Raw genomic sequence first — 17,917 nt, 5'->3', positions numbered from 1 at the left:
TCGTGCACATGCTCGCGGCGCAACGCAAGGAACTCCTCCTGGACCGGCTCCACGCCGACGGGCGGCTCGTGGCCAAGGACCTGGCGATCGAGCTGGACACCTCCGAGGACACGATCCGGCGGGACCTGCGCGAGCTCGCCGCCGCCGGCCTGTGCCATCGCGTGTACGGCGGGGCGATCCCGGTGGCCCCCGCGGCCGCGAGCTATGCGCACCGGCAGCAGCTCGCCACGAGCAGCAAGCAGCGCGTCGCCGCCGCCTGCCTCCAGCTGATCGAACCGGGGAGCACGCTGATCCTGGACGGCGGCACCACCGCCCTCGAGGTCGCCCGTGTGCTGCCGCGCGACCCCGAGCTCACCGTGATCACCCACAGCCCGACCATCGCCGTCGCGCTCGTCGACCACCCGGCGGAGGTGTTCGTCCTCGGCGGGCGGCTGTTCAAGCACTCCGTCGTGACCTCCGGCGCCGCCACGGCCGAGGCGGCGGCCCTGGTCAGTGCCGACCTGTTCCTCCTGGGCGTGACGGGCGTGCGGCCGGACACGGGCCTGACCACCGGCGACGCCGACGAGGCCGCGATGAAGCGCACCCTGTCCCGCCGGGCGTCGCAGACCTGGGTGATGGCGAGCGAGGAGAAGATCGGCGCGGCGTCCCCGTTCCCCGTCCTCGGGCTCGACGAGGTCACCGGGATCGTCAGCGACGCGGACCACGCACACCCCGTCCTCACCGAGCTGGAGAGCGCCGGGGTCCGCGTGCTGCGCGCCTAGGACGGCGCGTCCACCCGGAACTCCACGGTGGTCACCGGGTTGTCGAACTCGCTCGTCCGCAACGAGACCTGGAGGCGCCAGGTGCCCGCGGACGGGAGCACGACCTCGGCGGTGTACGTGCCGGGGCCCGCGTTGGTCAGGGGCACGGGACCGAGATCGACCTGGTCCGACGCGAGTCGTGCCCGCGGTGCGTCGAACCCCTCGAAGGGCTCCCCCGCCGCGTCGCGCAGCTCGATCGTGACCGCGTTGGGTCCGGCGGTCAGGGGCGCGAGGCGGGCCTGCAGCTCGACGTCGTCGAGCGTCGCGGTCTGCACGCCCTCCCTGGCCCGGTCGACCGCCGAGGCCTCCACCTGCGGACTCCTGTCGACCAGGAAGCCGGTGACCGCCAGGGCCACGGCGAGCACGGCCGCCTCGGCCCCGAGGGAGCGCACGAGGAGGTCGGCACCCGCTCGGCGGGTGCGGTGCCGGGTGCTGGCCCGGAGGGCCGGCAGCAGCCGGTACCGGTTCCAGGCGGCGATCCCGACGGCGACCAGGGCCAGCGCCACCTTGGCCAGCAGGAGGCGGCCGTAGCCGGTGCTGACCAGCGCGTCCCAGGAGCCGATGATCCGCCACGCGAGGACGGAGCCCGCCGCCACCAGCGCGACGAGGACGCCGGCCGCGACGGCCGAGAACCGGGCCAGCACCTGCGCGGCGACCTCGCCCCGCTCGGCGAGGTCGCGGAGCGTGAGCGCGAGGCCCACCAGGCCACCGAGCCAGATGCTGCCGGCGAGCAGGTGCAGCATGTCGGCGCCGACCACCAGCGCCTCCGGGGAGGCCGCCCGCGTGTGGCCGGTGAGAGCCGGCGCGACGACCGCGACCGCGGTGGCGACCAGCGCCGCGAGACGTCGCGGTCGGTTGAGGGACCGGTGCCCCAGGAGCCCCACGCCCACGCCCGTGCCGACCACGACCGCGGCGGTCACGACGTACTCGGTCGTCGGCACGCCGGCCCACGTGCTGCTCCTCACCAACGAACCCACGCCGCCGCCCAGCTGGTACAGGACCGTCAGCGGGAGCCCGAGGAGCCACGCCACCACCGTCGCCACGGCTGCGGCTCGTGCGACGGAGACCAGCCGGGAGCGCACCCGGCCTGTGAGCTCGCCGGCGGGCACGACGAGCAGGGCGAACGCGACGAGGCCCGACGACAGCAGCAGCCCGCCGTAGCCGACCCAGCGGACCAGGCTCAGCGCGACGGGCGCGCGCGTGCCGGCGGCCGAGGTGCTCGGCGGAGGCACGACGTCGGTGCTGGCGGAGCCGACCGAGAACGTGAGCGAGCCGCTGACGGGGTGCCCGTCCTCCGACACCACGCGCCAGGCGACCACCAGGGTCCCGGGCCCCGGCTGCTCGGCGAGGGCGACCGCCAGCTCGGTGCCGGAGACCGCCGCCGACGACGCGACCGGAGCGCCCTCCGCGTCGAACACCCGGACGCCGTCCGGCACCCCGGCGACCACCTCGTCGAACGTGAACCGGATCCGCTCCGGCGCCGCGTCGAGCACGGCACCCTCGGCCGGGTCGGAGCCGATCAGGGTGGAGTGCGCGCCTGCCGGACCGGCCGGGCCCAGCAGCAGCCCGGCGACGGCGACGAGGAGCACCAGCAGCGCCCGCGCGCGCGAGCGGCGTCCGATCATGCGCGCCGGCGCTGGAGCACCAGGGCCGTGCCGCCCAGCCCGGCGCCGACCAGGCCGACCACCAGGGCCCCGATCGTCCACGGGTCGACCGCGCCGGTCTCGTCCGCAACCTCGGAGCCGTCGTCGGCAGCCAGGCTGGTGTCGATCACCGCGGGCGCGCCGTCGCCGTCGTCCGCTGCGGCGGTGAGGACGAACGACGGCGCCGGCAGCTCGAGGGCCTCCCCGTCCTGACCCTCTGCCGGCACCTCGATCCAGGCGGACTCGCCCTGCTCGCACGTCTGGATGGTCGGGAACACCAGGGTCTCGCCCTCGAGGTCGGGCAGCAGGAGCGACAGCTCGAGGACGTCGCGGTAGCCCTCGGGGAGCGGGCTGTCGGTCCGGTAGGTCACGGAGGCGACGCGTTCGGTGACCTGACGGCCGTGGCTGTCCGTGACCGGCGGATCGAGCTGCTCCAGGTTCTTCTCCACCTCCCACAGGGCGTGGCGGGTCGGGGTCACCGAGACGATCTCGTCCGGGAGCTGGATGGTGATCCCCGTGGTCGACGAGCCCTGGCACCCGTGGGGGACGCTCACCTCGAGCACGGCGTAGGCGCCGGCCGCGGTGGTGGAGGGCGTGATGGTCACGTGGGCCTGGGCCGGTGCGGCCACACCGAGCACCGCGAGCGCGACGGCGGCGCCGGTGACGCCCAGCCGGGCGACGAGTCGCCGTCCCCCCGGCAACGCCGCGGCATCCCGCTTCATGGACCGGTCCTCACCTCGACACGGAGCCCGGCTGTCGCCGGTGACGCCGCCACTGAACCAGCCCGCAGAATCCCTGTCAAGGATGTGAACCTGCTACACACTGTTGAACCGCATGGAGCCCACGCCTAGGATGACGTTCATATGAGCGAACCATGGTCGCGCATGTGGACCACGCTCCCGAGGAGAGGGAACTGCCAATGCCGAACATCACCGTCGAGCTGCTCCGGGGCCGGACGCTCGAGCAGCGCCGCGCCTTCGCGCAGGCCGTGGCCGACAGCGCCGTCGACATCCTCGGCGCGCGCCGCCAGGACGTCCGGATGGTCTTCAACGAGATCACGCCCGACATCGTCGCCAACGGTGGTGTCCTGGCCAGCGAGGACGCCAGCCGCGCGGGCGTCGTGGCCGCGCTGGACGACAGGGCCTGAGCAGACACCCTCGAACGAGGCGGGCCCGGAGGAACATCCTCCGGGCCTGCCTCGTCTGTCGGGCTAGCGCTTGACCTTGATGGTGACGTCCTTCTTCACCGTCTCGGCCAGGGCGCTCCCGCGATAGGTGACCGTGACCTTGAGGTCACCGACCTTCGTCGCCCTGGCCAGCTCGACAGCCACCTCGCCGCCGCTGAGCGTGTCGACGACGGTGCTGCCGCCGCCGACCGCGACCGCCACGGTGCCTGTCACCGGAACCCCGTCAGGTGCGGACAAGGTCACCCGCACCACAGGGCGCGCACCGACCTTCACCTCGCTGGGCGCCTGCACCACGAGCGTCGGCGTGGCCTTCTTGACCGTCACCTTCACGGTCGCCGCCGACGCCTTGTGCTTCGGGTCACCGGCGTACTCCAGCGTGAGCTGGTGCGTCCCCGGTGCCAGCGAGGTCGCCGGCAGCGGGATCGTCGCCTTGCCCGCCGACAGGGTGCCCGACCCGAGGACGCGGGAGCCGAGACGCACCGTCACGGTTCCCGTGGCCGTGGCGGGGGTGACCGTCGCGGAGACGGAGCCCGCCGTGCCGTAGGTGAACGTCGCCGCCGACCCCGTGACCTTGGTGGTCGCCGGAGGCGTCGGGTTCGCGACCGCGATGGTGAGGGTCTTCACCACCCGCTCGGCCAGGCTGCTCCCCCGGTAGGTCACCGTGAGGTCCAGCACGCCCACCTCGGTCGCGGTGGCCAGCTCGAGGACGACCTTGCCGTCCTTGAGCGTGCCGGTGACCGTGTTGTAGCCGGCGACGTCGATCCTGACCGAGCCGGTCACGGGGACGCCGTCCGGTGCCGAGAGCACGACCGTCACGCTCGGCCGCGTCCCCGGCGCCACCTCGCTGGGCGCCGTCACCACCATCGTCGGGGTGACCTTTTGCACCGTCACCGCGACGGTCCCCGTCGACGGGGCGTGCGTCGGGTCACCGGCGTACTCCAGCGTGAGCTGGTGCGTGCCGGGGACCAGCGACGTCGCCGCGAGCGGGATCGTCACCGTGCCCGCCGACAGCTCGCCCGACCCGAAGGTGCGGGTGCCGAGGAGCAGCGAGACGGTTCCGGTGGCCGTGGTCGGGGTGACGGTCGCGACGACCGACCCCGCCGTGCCGTAGGTGAACGTCGCCGCCGACCCCGCGACCGTGGTGGTCACGGGTCCCGGGTCCACGTCCTCCTCCACCGTGATCGTCACCGTCACCGGCGCCGAGTCGAGCGACCCGTCGTTCGCCGTGTACGTAAAGGTGTCCGTGCCGAAGAAGTCGGCGTCCGGGGTGTAGGTGAACGACCCGGGTGCCGCCAGCACCACCTCGCCGTGCACCGGCTGGGTCGCGTGAGTCGCCGTCAGCGGGCTCCCCTCCGCGTCGGTGTCGTTGGCGAGCACGCCCGGGGCCGCGACCGTGAGGGGATCGCCCTCGGAGGTCGTGAACGAGTCGGCGACCCCGACCGGAGCGGTGTTCGGGGGCGGCGGCCCCTCGAACAGGTCGTCGATCTGCTCCTCGGTCAGCGCGTAGCCGAACAGCTGGAGCTCGTCGACCAGACCGTCGAACCGGCCGTCCGGCCAGCTGGTGCCACCGACCAGGTTGGCGGTGGTGCTGCCGGCCACCCCGACGTCGCCCATGTCGAGCGTGAAGTCGGCCCGGGTGGCCTTCAGCACGCCGTCGAAGTAGATCCGCCCGGTCGTGCCGCTGTGCGTGTAGACCACGTGCGTCCACTGGTTCAACGGCAGGTCGTTCCCCGCTCCCAACGTCAACCGCTCCTGGGCGGGAGCCCCGGCCTTCTTGAAGGTCGCGGCGAACCCGGTGGCACCGGCGGCGTTGGTGTTCGACTGCAGCAGGAAGAACGTGTCCGTGCTGCTCCCGATCTGCAGGAGCGGCACCCACGCCGGCAGGACGTCCGGCCGTGCCCAGACGGACACGCTGAACTCGTCGTCCATGCCGTCCTGGATGTTGTCCGGGAGCCTGGCCTGGTTGCCCGTGGCCGAGCCTCCGCCGGGCAGCGACAGCCCGGGGCCGAACCTGCCCTCCGCTGCCCAGCCTGCGGCGCCCTGGAGGGTCGCCGACCCGATCGACTGGTCCAGGCCGGTGTTGGCGGCCGTGGTGCCGGTCCCCTCGTCGAACGTGTACCGGATGGGCACACCCGATCCCGGGGGTGGCCCCTGGACCGTGTGCGCGATCGTCGCGGTCGAGTCGCGCCAGCCGTCGGCTGCCGCGAACCGGACCTCGACCTGGTGGTCGCCCCGGCGCAGGGTGAGCTCCGGGAACGTGGCCGTCCCGGCCGCCAGGGCCACCGGCGATCCGACGGCGGTCCCGTCCACCCACAGCGCGACCGTGCCGCTGGCGGGCTGGTCGTTCTCGCCCTCGACGGCGGCCGAGAAGGCCACCGGCTCCGCGAACGGCGACGGGGAGACCGGGTCGGCCGTGACCGTCGTCGTGGTACGCAGCGCCGTGCCGTCGTCGTACAGGGCCGACACGTCGTCCGCGGAGAGCGTGGACGTGTACAGACGCACGTCGTCCATCAGACCGTCGTACGCCGGGTCGGGGTACCCGTTGCGGCCGAGCCAGTTGTTCGACGTCGGGCCGACGTCGGCCATGTCGATGGTGAGGTCGGTCCGGCTCGCGACCGCCACACCGTTCAGGTAGAGCGTGCCGGTCGCGCCCTCGCGAGTGAACGCCACGTGGTTCCACGTGTCCGCGACCACGTCCTTCGTCGGGGTGGCGTAGACGCGTTCCTGCAGCGCGCTGCCCTTCGCCTTGAAGGTGGCCGCGAGCCCGGTGCCGCCGGCCGCCTGCGTCTGCATCTGGATCTGGAAGAAGCTGCCCGCGCCCTCCAGCCCGTCACCGAGGTGGAACAGGCCGATCCAGTTCGCCTTGGTGTCCGGCCGCACCCAGAACGACGTGGAGAAGCTCTCCGCGCCCTGCAGCAGGTTGTCCGGCAGGTCCACCGCGTTGGCGTTCGCGCCGCCCGACAGGTCGAGCGCCCCACCGAGGGCTCCGTTCGGGGACCACCCGGTGGTGCCGGTCAGGGTCGCTGCCCCGACCGAGGAGTCCGTGCCGGTGTTGGCCGCGGACGTGCCCTGGCCCTCCTCGAACTCGTAGTGGATCGGGACGTCGCTGGCCCCCGGGTCCACGCCGATGACGACGAGGTCGTCGATCACCAGCCCGGCACCCGCCCCGACGAGGGAGAGGGTCTCGGTGCGCGCCGAGGCCGTGAACGTCCCGACGTAGGTACCGAACGTGATCAGCCCGGTGCTCTGCGAGGGCGTGTCGGTGGTGGCGGTGAGCGTGGTGCTCAGGCTGCCGACCGACAGCGCGGCCGTGCCCGGACCCGACGTGGCGGGTGACCGGCTGTCGCGGGCGTAGCGCAGCGAGACCCGGTACTCGCGGTCGGGCTCGAGGCCCGTGAGCGTGCGCTCGAGGCTGCCCGAGCCGCCCAGGGCGACGTGGTAGCCGGTGAGGCCGAGACCACCCTGCCCGGGCGCGGTGCCGCGCACGAGCTGGACCTGGCTGTCGACCGTCCACGGCGTCATGCGGCCGTTGCCCGCGGCCACGTCGATGACCGCGGCGGGGTTGCCGCCGCGCCAGTCGGTGGGCAGGCGCGGGTACTCGAACTGGTCGACGACCTGCGGGGTCCGCTTGTCCATCGCCACCTCGGGGTCGATGTCCACGATCGTCGCGACCGACGGGGTGCCGTCCGCGTCGAAGACGAACAGCATGTACGCGCCCGGAGGGGCGTAGGTGCCGTCCTGCGGAGCGGTGATGGTGACCTCGCCCGACCCGGGGACCTGGCTGAACTGCAGGTCCTGGAAGTTCTGGTCGTTGTTGAAGCCGTGCGTCACGGAGCCGTTGCGGACCAGGGTCACGCGGGAGACGTCACCGGACGCCGTGATCCCGAAGGTCCCGTCGTAGCCGATGGCCTCGGGTGCGTCGGTGATCTCGGGCCGCTGGGCCGGCTCGTCCCCGTCGAACAGGTAGGCCGGGGAGTAGTACTCCACGTCCGTGTAGTTGCGCGGGCCGGGTGCACCGCCGCCGCCGACCATCACGCGGCCGTCGGGCAGGAGCAGCGCGGCGGAGTGGTACAGGCGGGCGTGCTCGTACGGTGCCTCGACGGTGGTCCAGTCCCCCGTCTCGGGGTCCCAGATCTCCGCGTTCGTGACGTAGCCGCCGCCGCCGTTGTTCTCGCGGCCACCGCCGGTGACGAGCACGTCGCCGTCGGGCAGGACCGTCGAGGTCGCCCAGTGGCGCTGGAACGCCATCGGCTCGGTCGGGGCGATGACCGGGTTGGCCGTGCCACCCGTGATGTCGACCGTGAAGCCGGCGCGCGCGCCGTCCGGGCCGCCACCGTTGCCCCACCAGCCGCCGCCGACCTGCAGGATCTTGCCGGGCCGGTACATCGTGGCCGTCGAGGTCGCGCCGACCGGGTTGCCGTCGGCGCCCTGGTTGGCGATGCCGGCCGGCAGGGTGCCACGCAGCGTGAGCGCGCCCTCGCCGGCGTTGCCCTGCGGGTCCAGCTCGAACATCTGGGTGCCGCTGATGTTGAACAGCGTGCCGCTGCCGGGGGCCACGAACGCCCGCGGGTACCACCAGCGGTTCTCGTCCGCGCCGGCGTGGTCCGCGCCGCCGTCGCCGTACGCCACCGGGCTGGTGGCACCGTCGAGGGTCTTCCAGCCGCTGCCCTCGTCCGGCGTGTAGATCTCCGGGGTGAGCACGCCGGGTCCGCCGGGTCCGCCGCGGAGGCTGCCGCCCTGGACCACGATGTCGCCGTTCGGCATCGTCGTGCCGGTCGGGTACCACCGCGGGAAGTTCATGGGCGCCTCGTTCTGCAGCCCGTTGTTGGTGGTGTAGCTGGTGACCCCGATGGCGGCGTCGTTGGGCGCGTTGCCGCCCAGACCGTCGTCACCGCCGACCGTCATCGTCGAGTGGTCGTGCGGGTTCTGCACCTGCATGGAGCAGAACAGGTCGGTGTAGGTGGTGTTCGGCAGGATGCCGGTGCGCAGGTTCGCGAGCGTGCGCTCCTGCGTCGGGTCCCAGACGTCGACCTCCATCTGGCCGCCCTGCGTGATCGAGCTGTCGCCGGTCCAGTCGTAGGGCGTGGTGTCGGTACCCCAGCCGCCGACGCTGCCGAACGACTGCACGGTGCCGTCGGAGGTGAGGGCCATGTTGATCGGCATCAGCGGCCACGGCGTGACACCGCTCCAGGCCCCGTTGACCTCCTTGGACGGGGACGAGCAGTCGGCCTGCACCAGTCCGGACGCGTAGGCCAGGCCGTTGCGCATCTGTGTGCGGATAACCGGCTCGGCGTAGGCGGTGCCCTCGTGCCCCATGGCCGAGTACCAGGACCGACCGTTGTCGATCTCCTGGCACCACGTGATCGGGTGCTCGGTGCCCTGCCGGCCGCCGCCGTACGACGCCTCGTCGGCGAGGAGCAGCGTGCGCACATGGGGGGCCGGGTTGACCGTCCAGTCGTACCACTCGTCGCTGCGGGTGAAGCTCGCCGGGACGCCGGCCGTCAGCGGGTGGGCGACGTCGCGCACGACGACACGGCCGGGACGCACGGCGGGGTTCTCCGGGTGGCCCTCCGACATCGCGCCGACCAGCCGGGCGTAGAAGGGGTTCACGTCGTGCTCGCTCTGCCCGACGGACCAGCCGGTGTAGTGCAGGCCCATGAAGCCGCCGCCGCCGCGGATGTAGCTCTCGAGCGCGGCGCGCTGGGCGGCGTCGAAGAGCACGCCACCGGTCTGGGCGAACACCATCGCGTCGACCGTCGCCAGGTTCGCCGTGGTGAACGCCGCGGGGTCGTCCGTCTCCTGGATCTCGAGCGTCTTGCCGTACTCGGTGGACAGCTCGGTCGCGAGGTCGCGCACGGCCTGGCGGGCCTGCACGTGCGAGGCGTGGAAGTTGGCCTTGTAGAAGAGGAGGACCCGGAGGGTCTCGTCGTCCCCGGGGGCCGCGGAGGCGGAGGCGGCCATCGCCGGGAGGCCTACGGCCAGCGCGACGGCCACCGCGACGGACCGCAGGGCCGAACGTCGCGTGCGTGCGGTCCGCACGCGGGCTGATCTGCGTAGCAGGTTCATCTGGGATCCCTCTGTCGTGGGCTCGGTACGGCTCGACGACGGATCCGACGGTGCACACCGGCGGGCCGCGTCATTCGGACCGTAGTGGCGCGGATTGCACATGTGCAAGAACCTGATCCTGATTTGTGAACAATTGCTTGCTTTGGTTCATATGCATGAATCTCACGCGGGTGAGAGGGCATGCCGACGGGCACGACGGGTCGTGGAGAACCCGCCGTGCCCGCGGGCGTCAGCCCCTGGCGCGAGCGGTCACCGGAGCTCGGCGATCACCGTCTTCAGCTCGGTGTAGTCGTCCAGCCCGAACGACCCGAGCTCGCGGCCCCACCCGGACTGCTTGAACCCCCCACGCGGCAGGGTGACGTCGTCGGCGTGCCAGGTGTTGAGCCACACCGTGCCCGCCCGCAGCCGCGCACCCACGCGGTGGGCGGTCCCGATGTTCTGCGACCACACCCCCGCGGCGAGGCCGTAGACGGTGTTGTTGGCGGCCGCGACCACCTCGTCCTCGGTGTCGAACGGGATCGCGGTCACGACGGGCCCGAAGATCTCGTCGGTCTGCACCGCCATCTGCTCGGTGACCGAGGTGATCAGGGTCGGGCTGACGAAGTAGCCGCGGTCACGGGCGGGGTCGGCGCTCCCGGCGCTCAGGACGGCACCGTCCGCGACGGCGCCGCGGATGTAGCCCAGCACCTTGTCGAACTGCTCCTGGGACACCAGCGGGCCCATGTGGGCGCCTGCCTCGAAGCCGTCGCCGACCGTGATCGCCCGTGCCGCGGCCGCGACCCCCTCGACCACCTGGTCGAACACGGCGCGCTGGACGTACAACCGCGAGCCGTTGACGCAGCACTGGCCCTCGTTGAAGTAGCCGCCCAGGGTCGCGCCCGCGACGGCGGCGTCGAGGTCCGCGTCCGCGAAGATGATGTTCGGCGCCTTGCCGCCCAGCTCGAGCGACACCTTCTTGAGGTTGACCGAGGCAGCCGCGGCGATCTTCTTGCCCACCTCGGTGCTGCCCGTGAAGGCGACCTTGTCCACGCCGGGGTGGTCGACCAGCGCGGCACCCGCGTCGCCGTACCCGGGCAGGATGTTCACCACGCCGGCGGGGACGCCGGCCTCGAGCAGCAGCTCCCCGAGCCGCAACGCGGTCAGCGGCGTCTGCTCGGCGGGCTTGAGGATCACCGTGTTGCCCGCGGTGATCGCCGGGACGATCTTGAAGCAGGCCATCAGCAGCGGGAAGTTCCACGGCACGATGCCCGCGACCACGCCGATCGCCTCGCGGCGCGTGTAGGCGTGGAACGACCGGCCGGGCACCGACATCGGGATGGTGGTGCCCTCCATCTTGGTGGCCCACCCGGCGAAGTAGCGGAACAGCTCGGCCGCGGTCGCCACGTCGCCGTCCCGGGCGGCCTCGACCCGCTTGCCGTTGTCCAGGGCCTCCAGCTGGGCGAACTCGGTCGCGTGGGCCTCGATGAGGTCGCCGATGCGCCACAGCAGGTGCGAGCGGTCGCGCGGCGTGAACCGCGACCACGGCGAGGGAGCCTCGAACGCGTTGCGCGCCGCGGCGACCGCACGGTCGACGTCCACGGCGGACGCCTGCGCCACCTGGACGAGGACCTCCTCCGTCGACGGGTTCACCGTGGCGAAGGTCTTCCCGTCCTTCGCGTCCACCCACTCGCCGTCGATCAGCAGCTGCTTCGGCGAGGAGAGGAACGAGCGGACGGCGGGCAGGAGGGTGGAGGTGTCGAGCGACATGGTTGCCTTCCGAGAGTCTGGAACGGTTCGAGCTGAGGGCTACTTGATGATCGAGACCTTCGATCGGTCCAGGGTGAGCGCGACGGCGACCACGATGATCGCGCCGTACAGGATCTGCTCGTAGGCCGACGAGACGCCGACCGTCGAGAGCCCCACGCGGAGCAGGGTGACCACGAGCGCGCCGGCGAGCGTCCGCCAGAGACTGCCGTGGCCACCGGTGATGGCGGTCCCGCCGACGACGATCGCCGCGACCGCGGGCAGGAGCAGCGAGTCGGCGACGGTGGGGCTGCCGCTGTAGTTGCGGGCCACCAGGAGCACCGCCGCGAGCCCCGCGCACGCACCGGAGACGCAGAACGCCCCGATCTTGACGGCGTCGACCGGCACGCCGGCCAGCCGGGCGGCGGGCTCCGAGAAGCCGGTGGCCTTGATGTAGTTGTCCAGCGGGGTCACCTTGATGACGATCGCCAGCACCGCGACGACCGCCACGGCCACGACGACGGCGGTGGGCACGCGGCCCGCGACGTACATGTTCGCCCAGCTGATCGCCGCGTCGTCGACGACCGGCACGGTGCCGGCGCCGGACACGACGAGGGCGATCGCCGAGAAGATGCTCATCCCGCCGAGCGTCACGATGAACGACGGGATCCGCAGGAACACGTGCAGCGCGCCCTGCAGGGCACCGAGGGCAGCGGCCACGCCCACGACGGCGAGCGTGCTCAGTCCACCGAGACTGGGCAGCCAGAGGGCGAGGAACACGCTCGACAACGAGGCCAGCGCCGCGATCGACAGGTCGATGCCGCCGCACAGCACCACGACCGTGGCACCCGCGGCGAGCACGGCCAGGGGGGCCGCGGTGTTGATCACGGCGGTGAGGCTGCGCTCCGTGAGGAAGCCCGGGTCGGCCAGGGCCAGGGCGACCACCAGGGCGACCAGCGCGATCACCGGCATGAACGAGGTCAGGCGGGCACCGACGGTGGGACCGCCCTTGACGGCGTTGTCCGTCGCGGGCTTGGTCATGACGGGGGCGCTCACACCATCTCCTTGACGAGGTCGAGAGGGGTCGGCTTGCGGCCCGAGGGGCAGTCGACCTCGGCCGTGATCCGGCCGTCGCTCATGACGACGATCCGGTCGGCCATGCCGATCGCCTCCTCGAGGCTGTCGGCCAGCAGCAGGGTGGCCACGCCGGTGTTCGCGAGCTCCCGCATGAGCTTGTAGACCTCCGAGCGCGCCCCGATGTCGAGCCCGCGGGTGGGGTGGTCGAGCAGGAGCAGCCGGATGTCGCCGCCCACGAGCCAGCGGGCCAGGACCACCTTCTGCTGGTTGCCGCCGGACAGCCGCTGGATCGGGGTCCCCCGGTGCGGGGTGCGGATCGAGAGCCGCGAGATCCAGCTGTCGACGATCGACGCCTGCTTGACCGGCATGACGAGCGGGCCGGCGCAGCGGACGCCCTGCTTGGTGAGCGTCATGTTGTCGGCGACCGACATGGGGCCGACCATGCCCTCGATCTTGCGCTCGGCGGGCACGTAGCCCACCCCTGCGGAGCAGGCCGCGCGGGTGCCGGACAGGTCGAGCTTCTTCCCGTCGAGGGTGACCTCGCCGGCGAGCGTCTCCTCCGCCCCGAACAGCGCGCGGCACACGTCCTCGCGCCCCGAGCCGTGGACGCCGACGATCGCCAGGATCTCGCCGGCTGCGATGTCCAGGTCCACGTCGCGGAACGACGGGCCGCTCAGGCCGCGCACGGTGAGCCGAGGTCGCGCCTCGCCGGCAGGACGGTCGATGGAGTTGTCGTGGTAGTGGTCGTCGGACCCGGTGGACCCGATCATCAGCCGGTGCAGGTCGCCCGGCACGGCACCGGCGGTGGGGACGTCCCCGACCGACTGCCCGCCGCGGAGCACCGTGACCCGGTCGCACACCTCGAGCACCTCGTCGAGACGGTGCGAGACGAAGATGACGGACGCGAACTCGCGCAGCCGCCGGATCTGGGCGAACAGGGTCTCGACCTCGCCGGACTCCAGCACCGACGTCGGCTCGTCCAGGATGATCACCGGGGCGTGCTGGGTGCGCTGCTCGATGCGCAGCACCTTGGCGATCTCGACCATCTGCCGGTCGGCGAAGCTGAGGGTGTCCGTGCGGGCCAGCGGGTCGATGGTCGAGCCGATCTTGTCCAGCTGCTCCTGCGCCAGCTTCCGCATGGTCTCCCACCGGTACAGCCCGCGGCGCACCCCCGGGCCCTCGCTGCCGAGCACGATGTTCTCGGCCGCGGTGAGGTTGGGCACCAGGGACTGCTCCTGGAACACCATGCCGACGCCGTGGTTGGCGGCGTCCACGACGCTGCGCATCCGGACCTTCTCGCCGCGCACGTAGATCTGTCCCGCGTCGGGGCGGACCAGACCCACGAGGGCCTTGAGCAGGGTGGACTTGCCGGCCCCGTTCTCGCCCGCCAGGCCGAGCACCTCGTTCTGGTTGACGTAGAAGTCGACGCCGTCGAGCGCCTTGACGCCCGGGTAGTGCTTGACCAGGCCACGGACCTCGAGGGCCGGCAGCAACGGGTTGGGCTGGTTGGCGAGTTCGACGCTCACTTGACGACCTGGTTCCTGTGGCGCAGCGGCACGGCGGCCGCCGCGACGGCGATGACGACGATGAGACCCTGCACGCCGCCCTGCCAGTACGGGCTGACCCCGATCTGCACGAGGCCGTTGGTCAGGACCACGATCAGCAGCACGCCGACGGTGGAGTGCAGGACTCCCCCGCGGCCGCCGGTGAGCAGGGTGCCGCCGACGACGGCGGCGGTGATGGACGAGAACGTGAAGTCGGCGCCGGCCTGCACCAGCCCGGCGCCGAGCTGGCTGGTCACCATGACCGCGCCGAGCCCGTAGAACGCGCCGGCCAGCGTGAAGACCGCCACCTTGTACGGCGCGACCTTGACGCCCGACAGCCCGAGCACCTCCTCGGCGCCGCCGATGGCGTAGGCGTAGCGGCCGAGCCGGGTGTAGCGCTGGATGAGCCAGCCGACGAGCACGCAGCCCGCCGCGATCCACGTGAGATAGGTGAACCCGAGGAGCCGGTCGGTCGCCCAGCTCTCCAGCGCGGCGTCCGTGATGTTGGGCTGGACGCCGGCGAACAGGAGCGTCGCGATGCCGATCCCGATGGCCGAGACGCCCAGGGTGGTCATGAACGACGGGACCTTGAGCACCATGAGCAGCACCCCGCTCAGGCACCCGAGCGCCGCGCCCAGGGCGATCGCGATCGCGATGCCGAGGAACCCGAGGTCGTTGCCGTTGCGGTTGTTCTCGACCAGCAGCGCCACCGTGATGGCCGACGTGGCCATCACGCCGGCCGCCGACAGGTCGATCGAGCCCATCAGCAGCACGAACGTGGCGCCGCAGGTGACGACGGCCAGGACGGAGGCCGCGTCGAGGATGTTCTGGAAGTTGCCCAGCGTGCGGAACTGCGAGCTGAGCAGTGAGAAGACGATCACGATCACCACGAGGGCGATCGGAGGACCGGCGTCCCGGAAGGACACCCCCCGCCGAGGCTGGGGGCGCGCCGCGACAACGTCCTCGGCGGGGGATGTCATGGTCACGACAGCGGACCTGCCACACGGTTGAAGACGTTGTCGCACTCGAAGTCGGCGGGGTCGGTCTTCGGGGTGAGGAAGTCGGCGACGTTCTCGTCGGTGATGAGGAACTGCTCGGCGAAGAACGCGCGGTTCTCGTCGGCGATGTCCTCGACCGCCAGCTCGCCGGTGGCCACGCAGTAGCCGATGGCGAGGCCGATACCGCCCTGCCAGGGGCCGTCGCTCGAGACGGTCGCGGTCATCGTGCCGTCCTTGATGGCGGTCAGCGCGTCCGGGACGGCGTCGATGCCGACCACGGCCACGTCGGTGCGGCCGGCCTGCTCGAGGGCCTGCAGGGCGCCCAGCGCCATGTCGTCGTTGGCGGCCCAGATGCCCTTGACCTTGTCGCCGTGCTTGGTCAGCAGGGTCTCGGTGACGGCGAGCGCCTCCTGGCGGGAGAAGTTCGCGGTCTGCTGGTCGAGGAGCTCGACGCCCGCGTTCTCGGCGAGGGACTCCTCGAGGCCGGCGAACCGGTCCTTGGCCGCCCCGGTGTCGAGGATGCCCTGGAGCGCGATGATGCCGCCCTCGCCGCCGATGGCCTCGGCCAGCGCGTCACCGATCTGCTTGCCGGACTCGATGCCGTTGTAGGTGATGTGGCTGAGCCAGCTGTCGTAGTCGACGGGGTTGAGGTCGGCGGGCTTGTTCCACTGGGTGACCAGGAAGGCCCCGGCCGCCTCGGCGCCCTCGACGATCGGCTTGGTGTCCGCATCGCCGTTGGGCAGGACGTTGAGCACGAGGCAGTCGGTGTCGCCCGCGAGGACCTGGCGGATCTGCTCCTGCTGCTTCGTGGACTCACCGTCGTACGTGAGCCGCTGCTGCTCCAGCCCGACCGACTCGGCGAACGCGTCGCCGCCGTCGAGCCAGGACGCCTCGTAGGGGTTGGACTCGTTGCGGACCTGGCCGACCAGCTTGACGTCGGCGGGGTCGCACGAGCCGGTGGCGGCAGAGCCGCCTTCCTCGGCGCTGGACGCCTCGGTGCAGCCCGCGAGGGCCATGGCCGCCAGCGACAGACCGAGCAGCGCAACGGCGGAACGTGACTTGCAGATCATCGTTGATCCTCTTCCGTAGTGCCAGAAACTCCGGCGGGACAATTCCGAGAGGGTGGTGCGTGAGGCCGCGTGCGCGGCGTCAGGAACGTCGGGAGTGCCAGCTCGGTCAGCGCGCCATCCAGCCCCCGTCCACCACGAGCACGTGCCCGTTGACGTAGTCGGCTGCCGAGGAGCTGAGGAACACGGCCGTGCCGGCGATGTCGTCGGGTGTGCCCCAGCGTCCGGCCGGGATCCGCTCGAGGATCGCACGCGCCCGGTCGGGATCGTCGCGCAGGGCCTGCGTGTTGTCGGTGGCCATGTAGCCCGGCGCGATGGCGTTGACCTGGACGCCGTGCGGGCCCCACTCGTTGGCGAGGGCCTTGGTGAGGCCGGCGACGCCGTGCTTGCTGGCCGTGTAGGAGATCACGCGGATGCCGCCCTGGAAGGACAGCAGGCTGGCGATGTTCACGACCTTCCCGCGCCCGCGCTCGACCATGGGGCCACCGAGCTGCTGGGTGAGGAAGAAGAGTCCCGACAGGTTGACGTCGAGCACCGTGCTCCAGGAGTCCTGCGTGACGTCGACGGCGTCGTGCCGGTCGATGACGCCGGCGTTGTTCACCAGGATGTCGACCTCGTACCGGTCCGAGATCTGCGCGCCGACGGCGGCGACGGCGGCGTGGTCCCCCAGGTCGAGCTCGACGACCTCCACGTCGCGGCCGAGGTCGCGGACCGCCTTCTCCGTCTCGGTGTGGCTGTCGCGCCGTCCGACGAGCACCAGGTCGGCACCTGCCGCGGCGAGACCGAGCGCCACGCCCCGGCCGAGCCCGCGACCGGCGCCGGTCACGACGGCACGCGTGCCGGACAGGTCGAAGGGTGATCGCGTCACAGCTGCTCCAGCGGGACGGGCGCGAGGTCGGTGTACTCCGTGTTCTCACCGGACATCGCCCAGATGAAGGCGTAGGAGCTGGTGCCCGCACCGGCGTGGATGGACCACGGGGGCGAGATGACGGCCTGCCGGTTGCCGAGGATGAGGTGCCGCGTGGCGCCGGGCTTGCCGAGGAAGTGGAAGACCCGGCCGTCGTCGGCCAGGTCGACGTAGAGGTAGACCTCGGTGCGGCGGTCGTGCAGGTGCGGCGGGAGCGTGTTCCACACCGAGCCGTCGGTCAGGACCGTGACGCCGAACTGCAGGGTCGCCGTCTTCAGCTCGGAACCCCACGCGTAGCGGTAGAGGTTGCGCTCGCTGGCGCCCTGGGCGCTGCCGATCGACACCCCGCTGACCTCGTCGTGGACCAGTGAGGTCGTGGGGTAGGTGGCGCCGGCGCCGGCCGACACGAAGTAGAACGCGGCGTCGGCGCCGGTGAACGCGACCTCGCTGCCCCGGCCCACGTACAGCCCGTCGAGGTGACCGAGCTCGAACTTCTCCCCGTCCACGAGGACGTGCCCGGTCTCCCCGACGTTGACGACGCCGAGCTCGCGACGCTCCAGGTGCGAGCCGGTCCCGAGGACCTCCGACCACGACGGCAGCTCGAGGCGCTCGTGACCCGGGACTGCTCCCCCGACGATCATCCGGTCGTCGTGCGTGTAGACGCCGTGCACCTCGCCGGTCTCGAACAGGTCGTCGACGAGAAAGTTCTCCCGCAGGTCCGCAGTGGTTGCTGTCTCCACACTCGACGGCGATGTCGAATACCGGACCTGGATCACATGTGCTCCCTGTTTCATGAACTGTGTTCGTCTATGTGAATCGTGAACGTACACGTGACCCACACCACGGTCAAGGGATGGAAGTCCGTCCATGTATGTGGACGAGCGGGTACAGTCGGAGGAACGCTCCG

12 protein-coding genes are annotated in these 17,917 nt (G+C 71.8%); 2 read left to right on the top strand and 10 right to left on the bottom strand.

Going from position 1 to position 17,917, the window contains the following annotated elements; genetic code table 11:
- Positions 1–8 precede the first annotated feature (8 nt).
- Positions 9–761 carry a DeoR/GlpR family DNA-binding transcription regulator gene (locus tag ASD18_RS10005; protein WP_056090061.1) on the top strand — a complete coding sequence of 251 codons (753 nt, stop codon included), beginning with the start codon at positions 9–11 and terminating at the stop codon, positions 759–761.
- On the opposite strand, the gene ASD18_RS10000 is transcribed toward ASD18_RS10005, so the two are convergent.
- Both ASD18_RS10000 and ASD18_RS09995 read right to left on the bottom strand, forming a co-directional pair.
- Positions 758–2,425, bottom strand: a complete 1,668-nt coding sequence (locus tag ASD18_RS10000; protein ID WP_056090058.1) for a FixH family protein — start codon at positions 2,423–2,425, stop codon at positions 758–760. The genes ASD18_RS10005 and ASD18_RS10000 overlap by 4 nt on opposite strands.
- A complete protein-coding gene (locus tag ASD18_RS09995) occupies positions 2,422–3,165 on the bottom strand; it encodes a YcnI family protein (RefSeq protein WP_056090056.1) in 744 nt (247 codons plus the stop codon). The genes ASD18_RS10000 and ASD18_RS09995 overlap by 4 nt, the downstream gene beginning before the upstream one ends.
- 197 nt (positions 3,166–3,362) lie before the next feature.
- On the opposite strand from ASD18_RS09995, the gene ASD18_RS09990 reads away from it, so the two are divergent.
- The gene (locus ASD18_RS09990; RefSeq protein ID WP_056090053.1) at positions 3,363–3,590 is read left to right on the top strand and encodes a tautomerase family protein; all 228 of its coding nucleotides are present in this window, start codon (positions 3,363–3,365) and stop codon (positions 3,588–3,590) included.
- A 63-nt stretch (positions 3,591–3,653) separates the two neighbouring features.
- Here ASD18_RS09990 and ASD18_RS09985 read toward each other — a convergent pair whose 3' ends face one another.
- The 8 genes from ASD18_RS09985 to kduI form a co-directional block, all read right to left on the bottom strand.
- A complete protein-coding gene (locus ASD18_RS09985) occupies positions 3,654–9,695 on the bottom strand; it encodes a LamG-like jellyroll fold domain-containing protein (protein ID WP_056090048.1) in 6,042 nt (2,013 codons plus the stop codon).
- Positions 9,696–9,944: 249 nt separating this feature from the next.
- A complete protein-coding gene (locus tag ASD18_RS09980) occupies positions 9,945–11,441 on the bottom strand; it encodes an aldehyde dehydrogenase family protein (RefSeq protein WP_056090044.1) in 1,497 nt (498 codons plus the stop codon).
- A gap of 39 nt (positions 11,442–11,480) precedes the next feature.
- Positions 11,481–12,473, bottom strand: coding sequence for an ABC transporter permease (locus ASD18_RS09975; RefSeq protein WP_056090041.1), 993 nt, complete (start codon positions 12,471–12,473; stop codon positions 11,481–11,483).
- Positions 12,470–14,020: a sugar ABC transporter ATP-binding protein gene (locus ASD18_RS09970; protein ID WP_056090039.1), complete on the bottom strand. Its 1,551-nt coding sequence runs from the start codon at positions 14,018–14,020 to the stop codon at positions 12,470–12,472. Before ASD18_RS09970 ends, ASD18_RS09975 begins: the two co-directional genes overlap by 4 nt.
- On the bottom strand, positions 14,017–14,928 hold the full coding sequence (locus ASD18_RS09965) for an ABC transporter permease (protein ID WP_235522316.1): 912 nt from the start codon (positions 14,926–14,928) through the stop codon (positions 14,017–14,019). Before ASD18_RS09965 ends, ASD18_RS09970 begins: the two co-directional genes overlap by 4 nt.
- Before the next feature lie 92 nt (positions 14,929–15,020).
- Positions 15,021–16,106: a sugar ABC transporter substrate-binding protein gene (locus ASD18_RS09960; RefSeq protein ID WP_056090034.1), complete on the bottom strand. Its 1,086-nt coding sequence runs from the start codon at positions 16,104–16,106 to the stop codon at positions 15,021–15,023.
- 106 nt (positions 16,107–16,212) lie between these two features.
- Positions 16,213–16,971, bottom strand: a complete 759-nt coding sequence (kduD, locus tag ASD18_RS09955) for a 2-dehydro-3-deoxy-D-gluconate 5-dehydrogenase KduD (RefSeq protein WP_056090032.1) — start codon at positions 16,969–16,971, stop codon at positions 16,213–16,215.
- Positions 16,968–17,750: a 5-dehydro-4-deoxy-D-glucuronate isomerase gene (gene kduI, locus ASD18_RS09950; protein ID WP_235522315.1), complete on the bottom strand. Its 783-nt coding sequence runs from the start codon at positions 17,748–17,750 to the stop codon at positions 16,968–16,970. The genes kduD and kduI overlap by 4 nt, the downstream gene beginning before the upstream one ends.
- Positions 17,751–17,917: the final 167 nt, after the last annotated feature.

It is taken from the genome of Cellulomonas sp. Root137, from assembly GCF_001426725.1.
Classification (GTDB): Bacteria; Actinomycetota; Actinomycetes; order Actinomycetales; family Cellulomonadaceae; genus Cellulomonas.
This window is presented reverse-complemented; position numbering and strand designations above follow the sequence as displayed.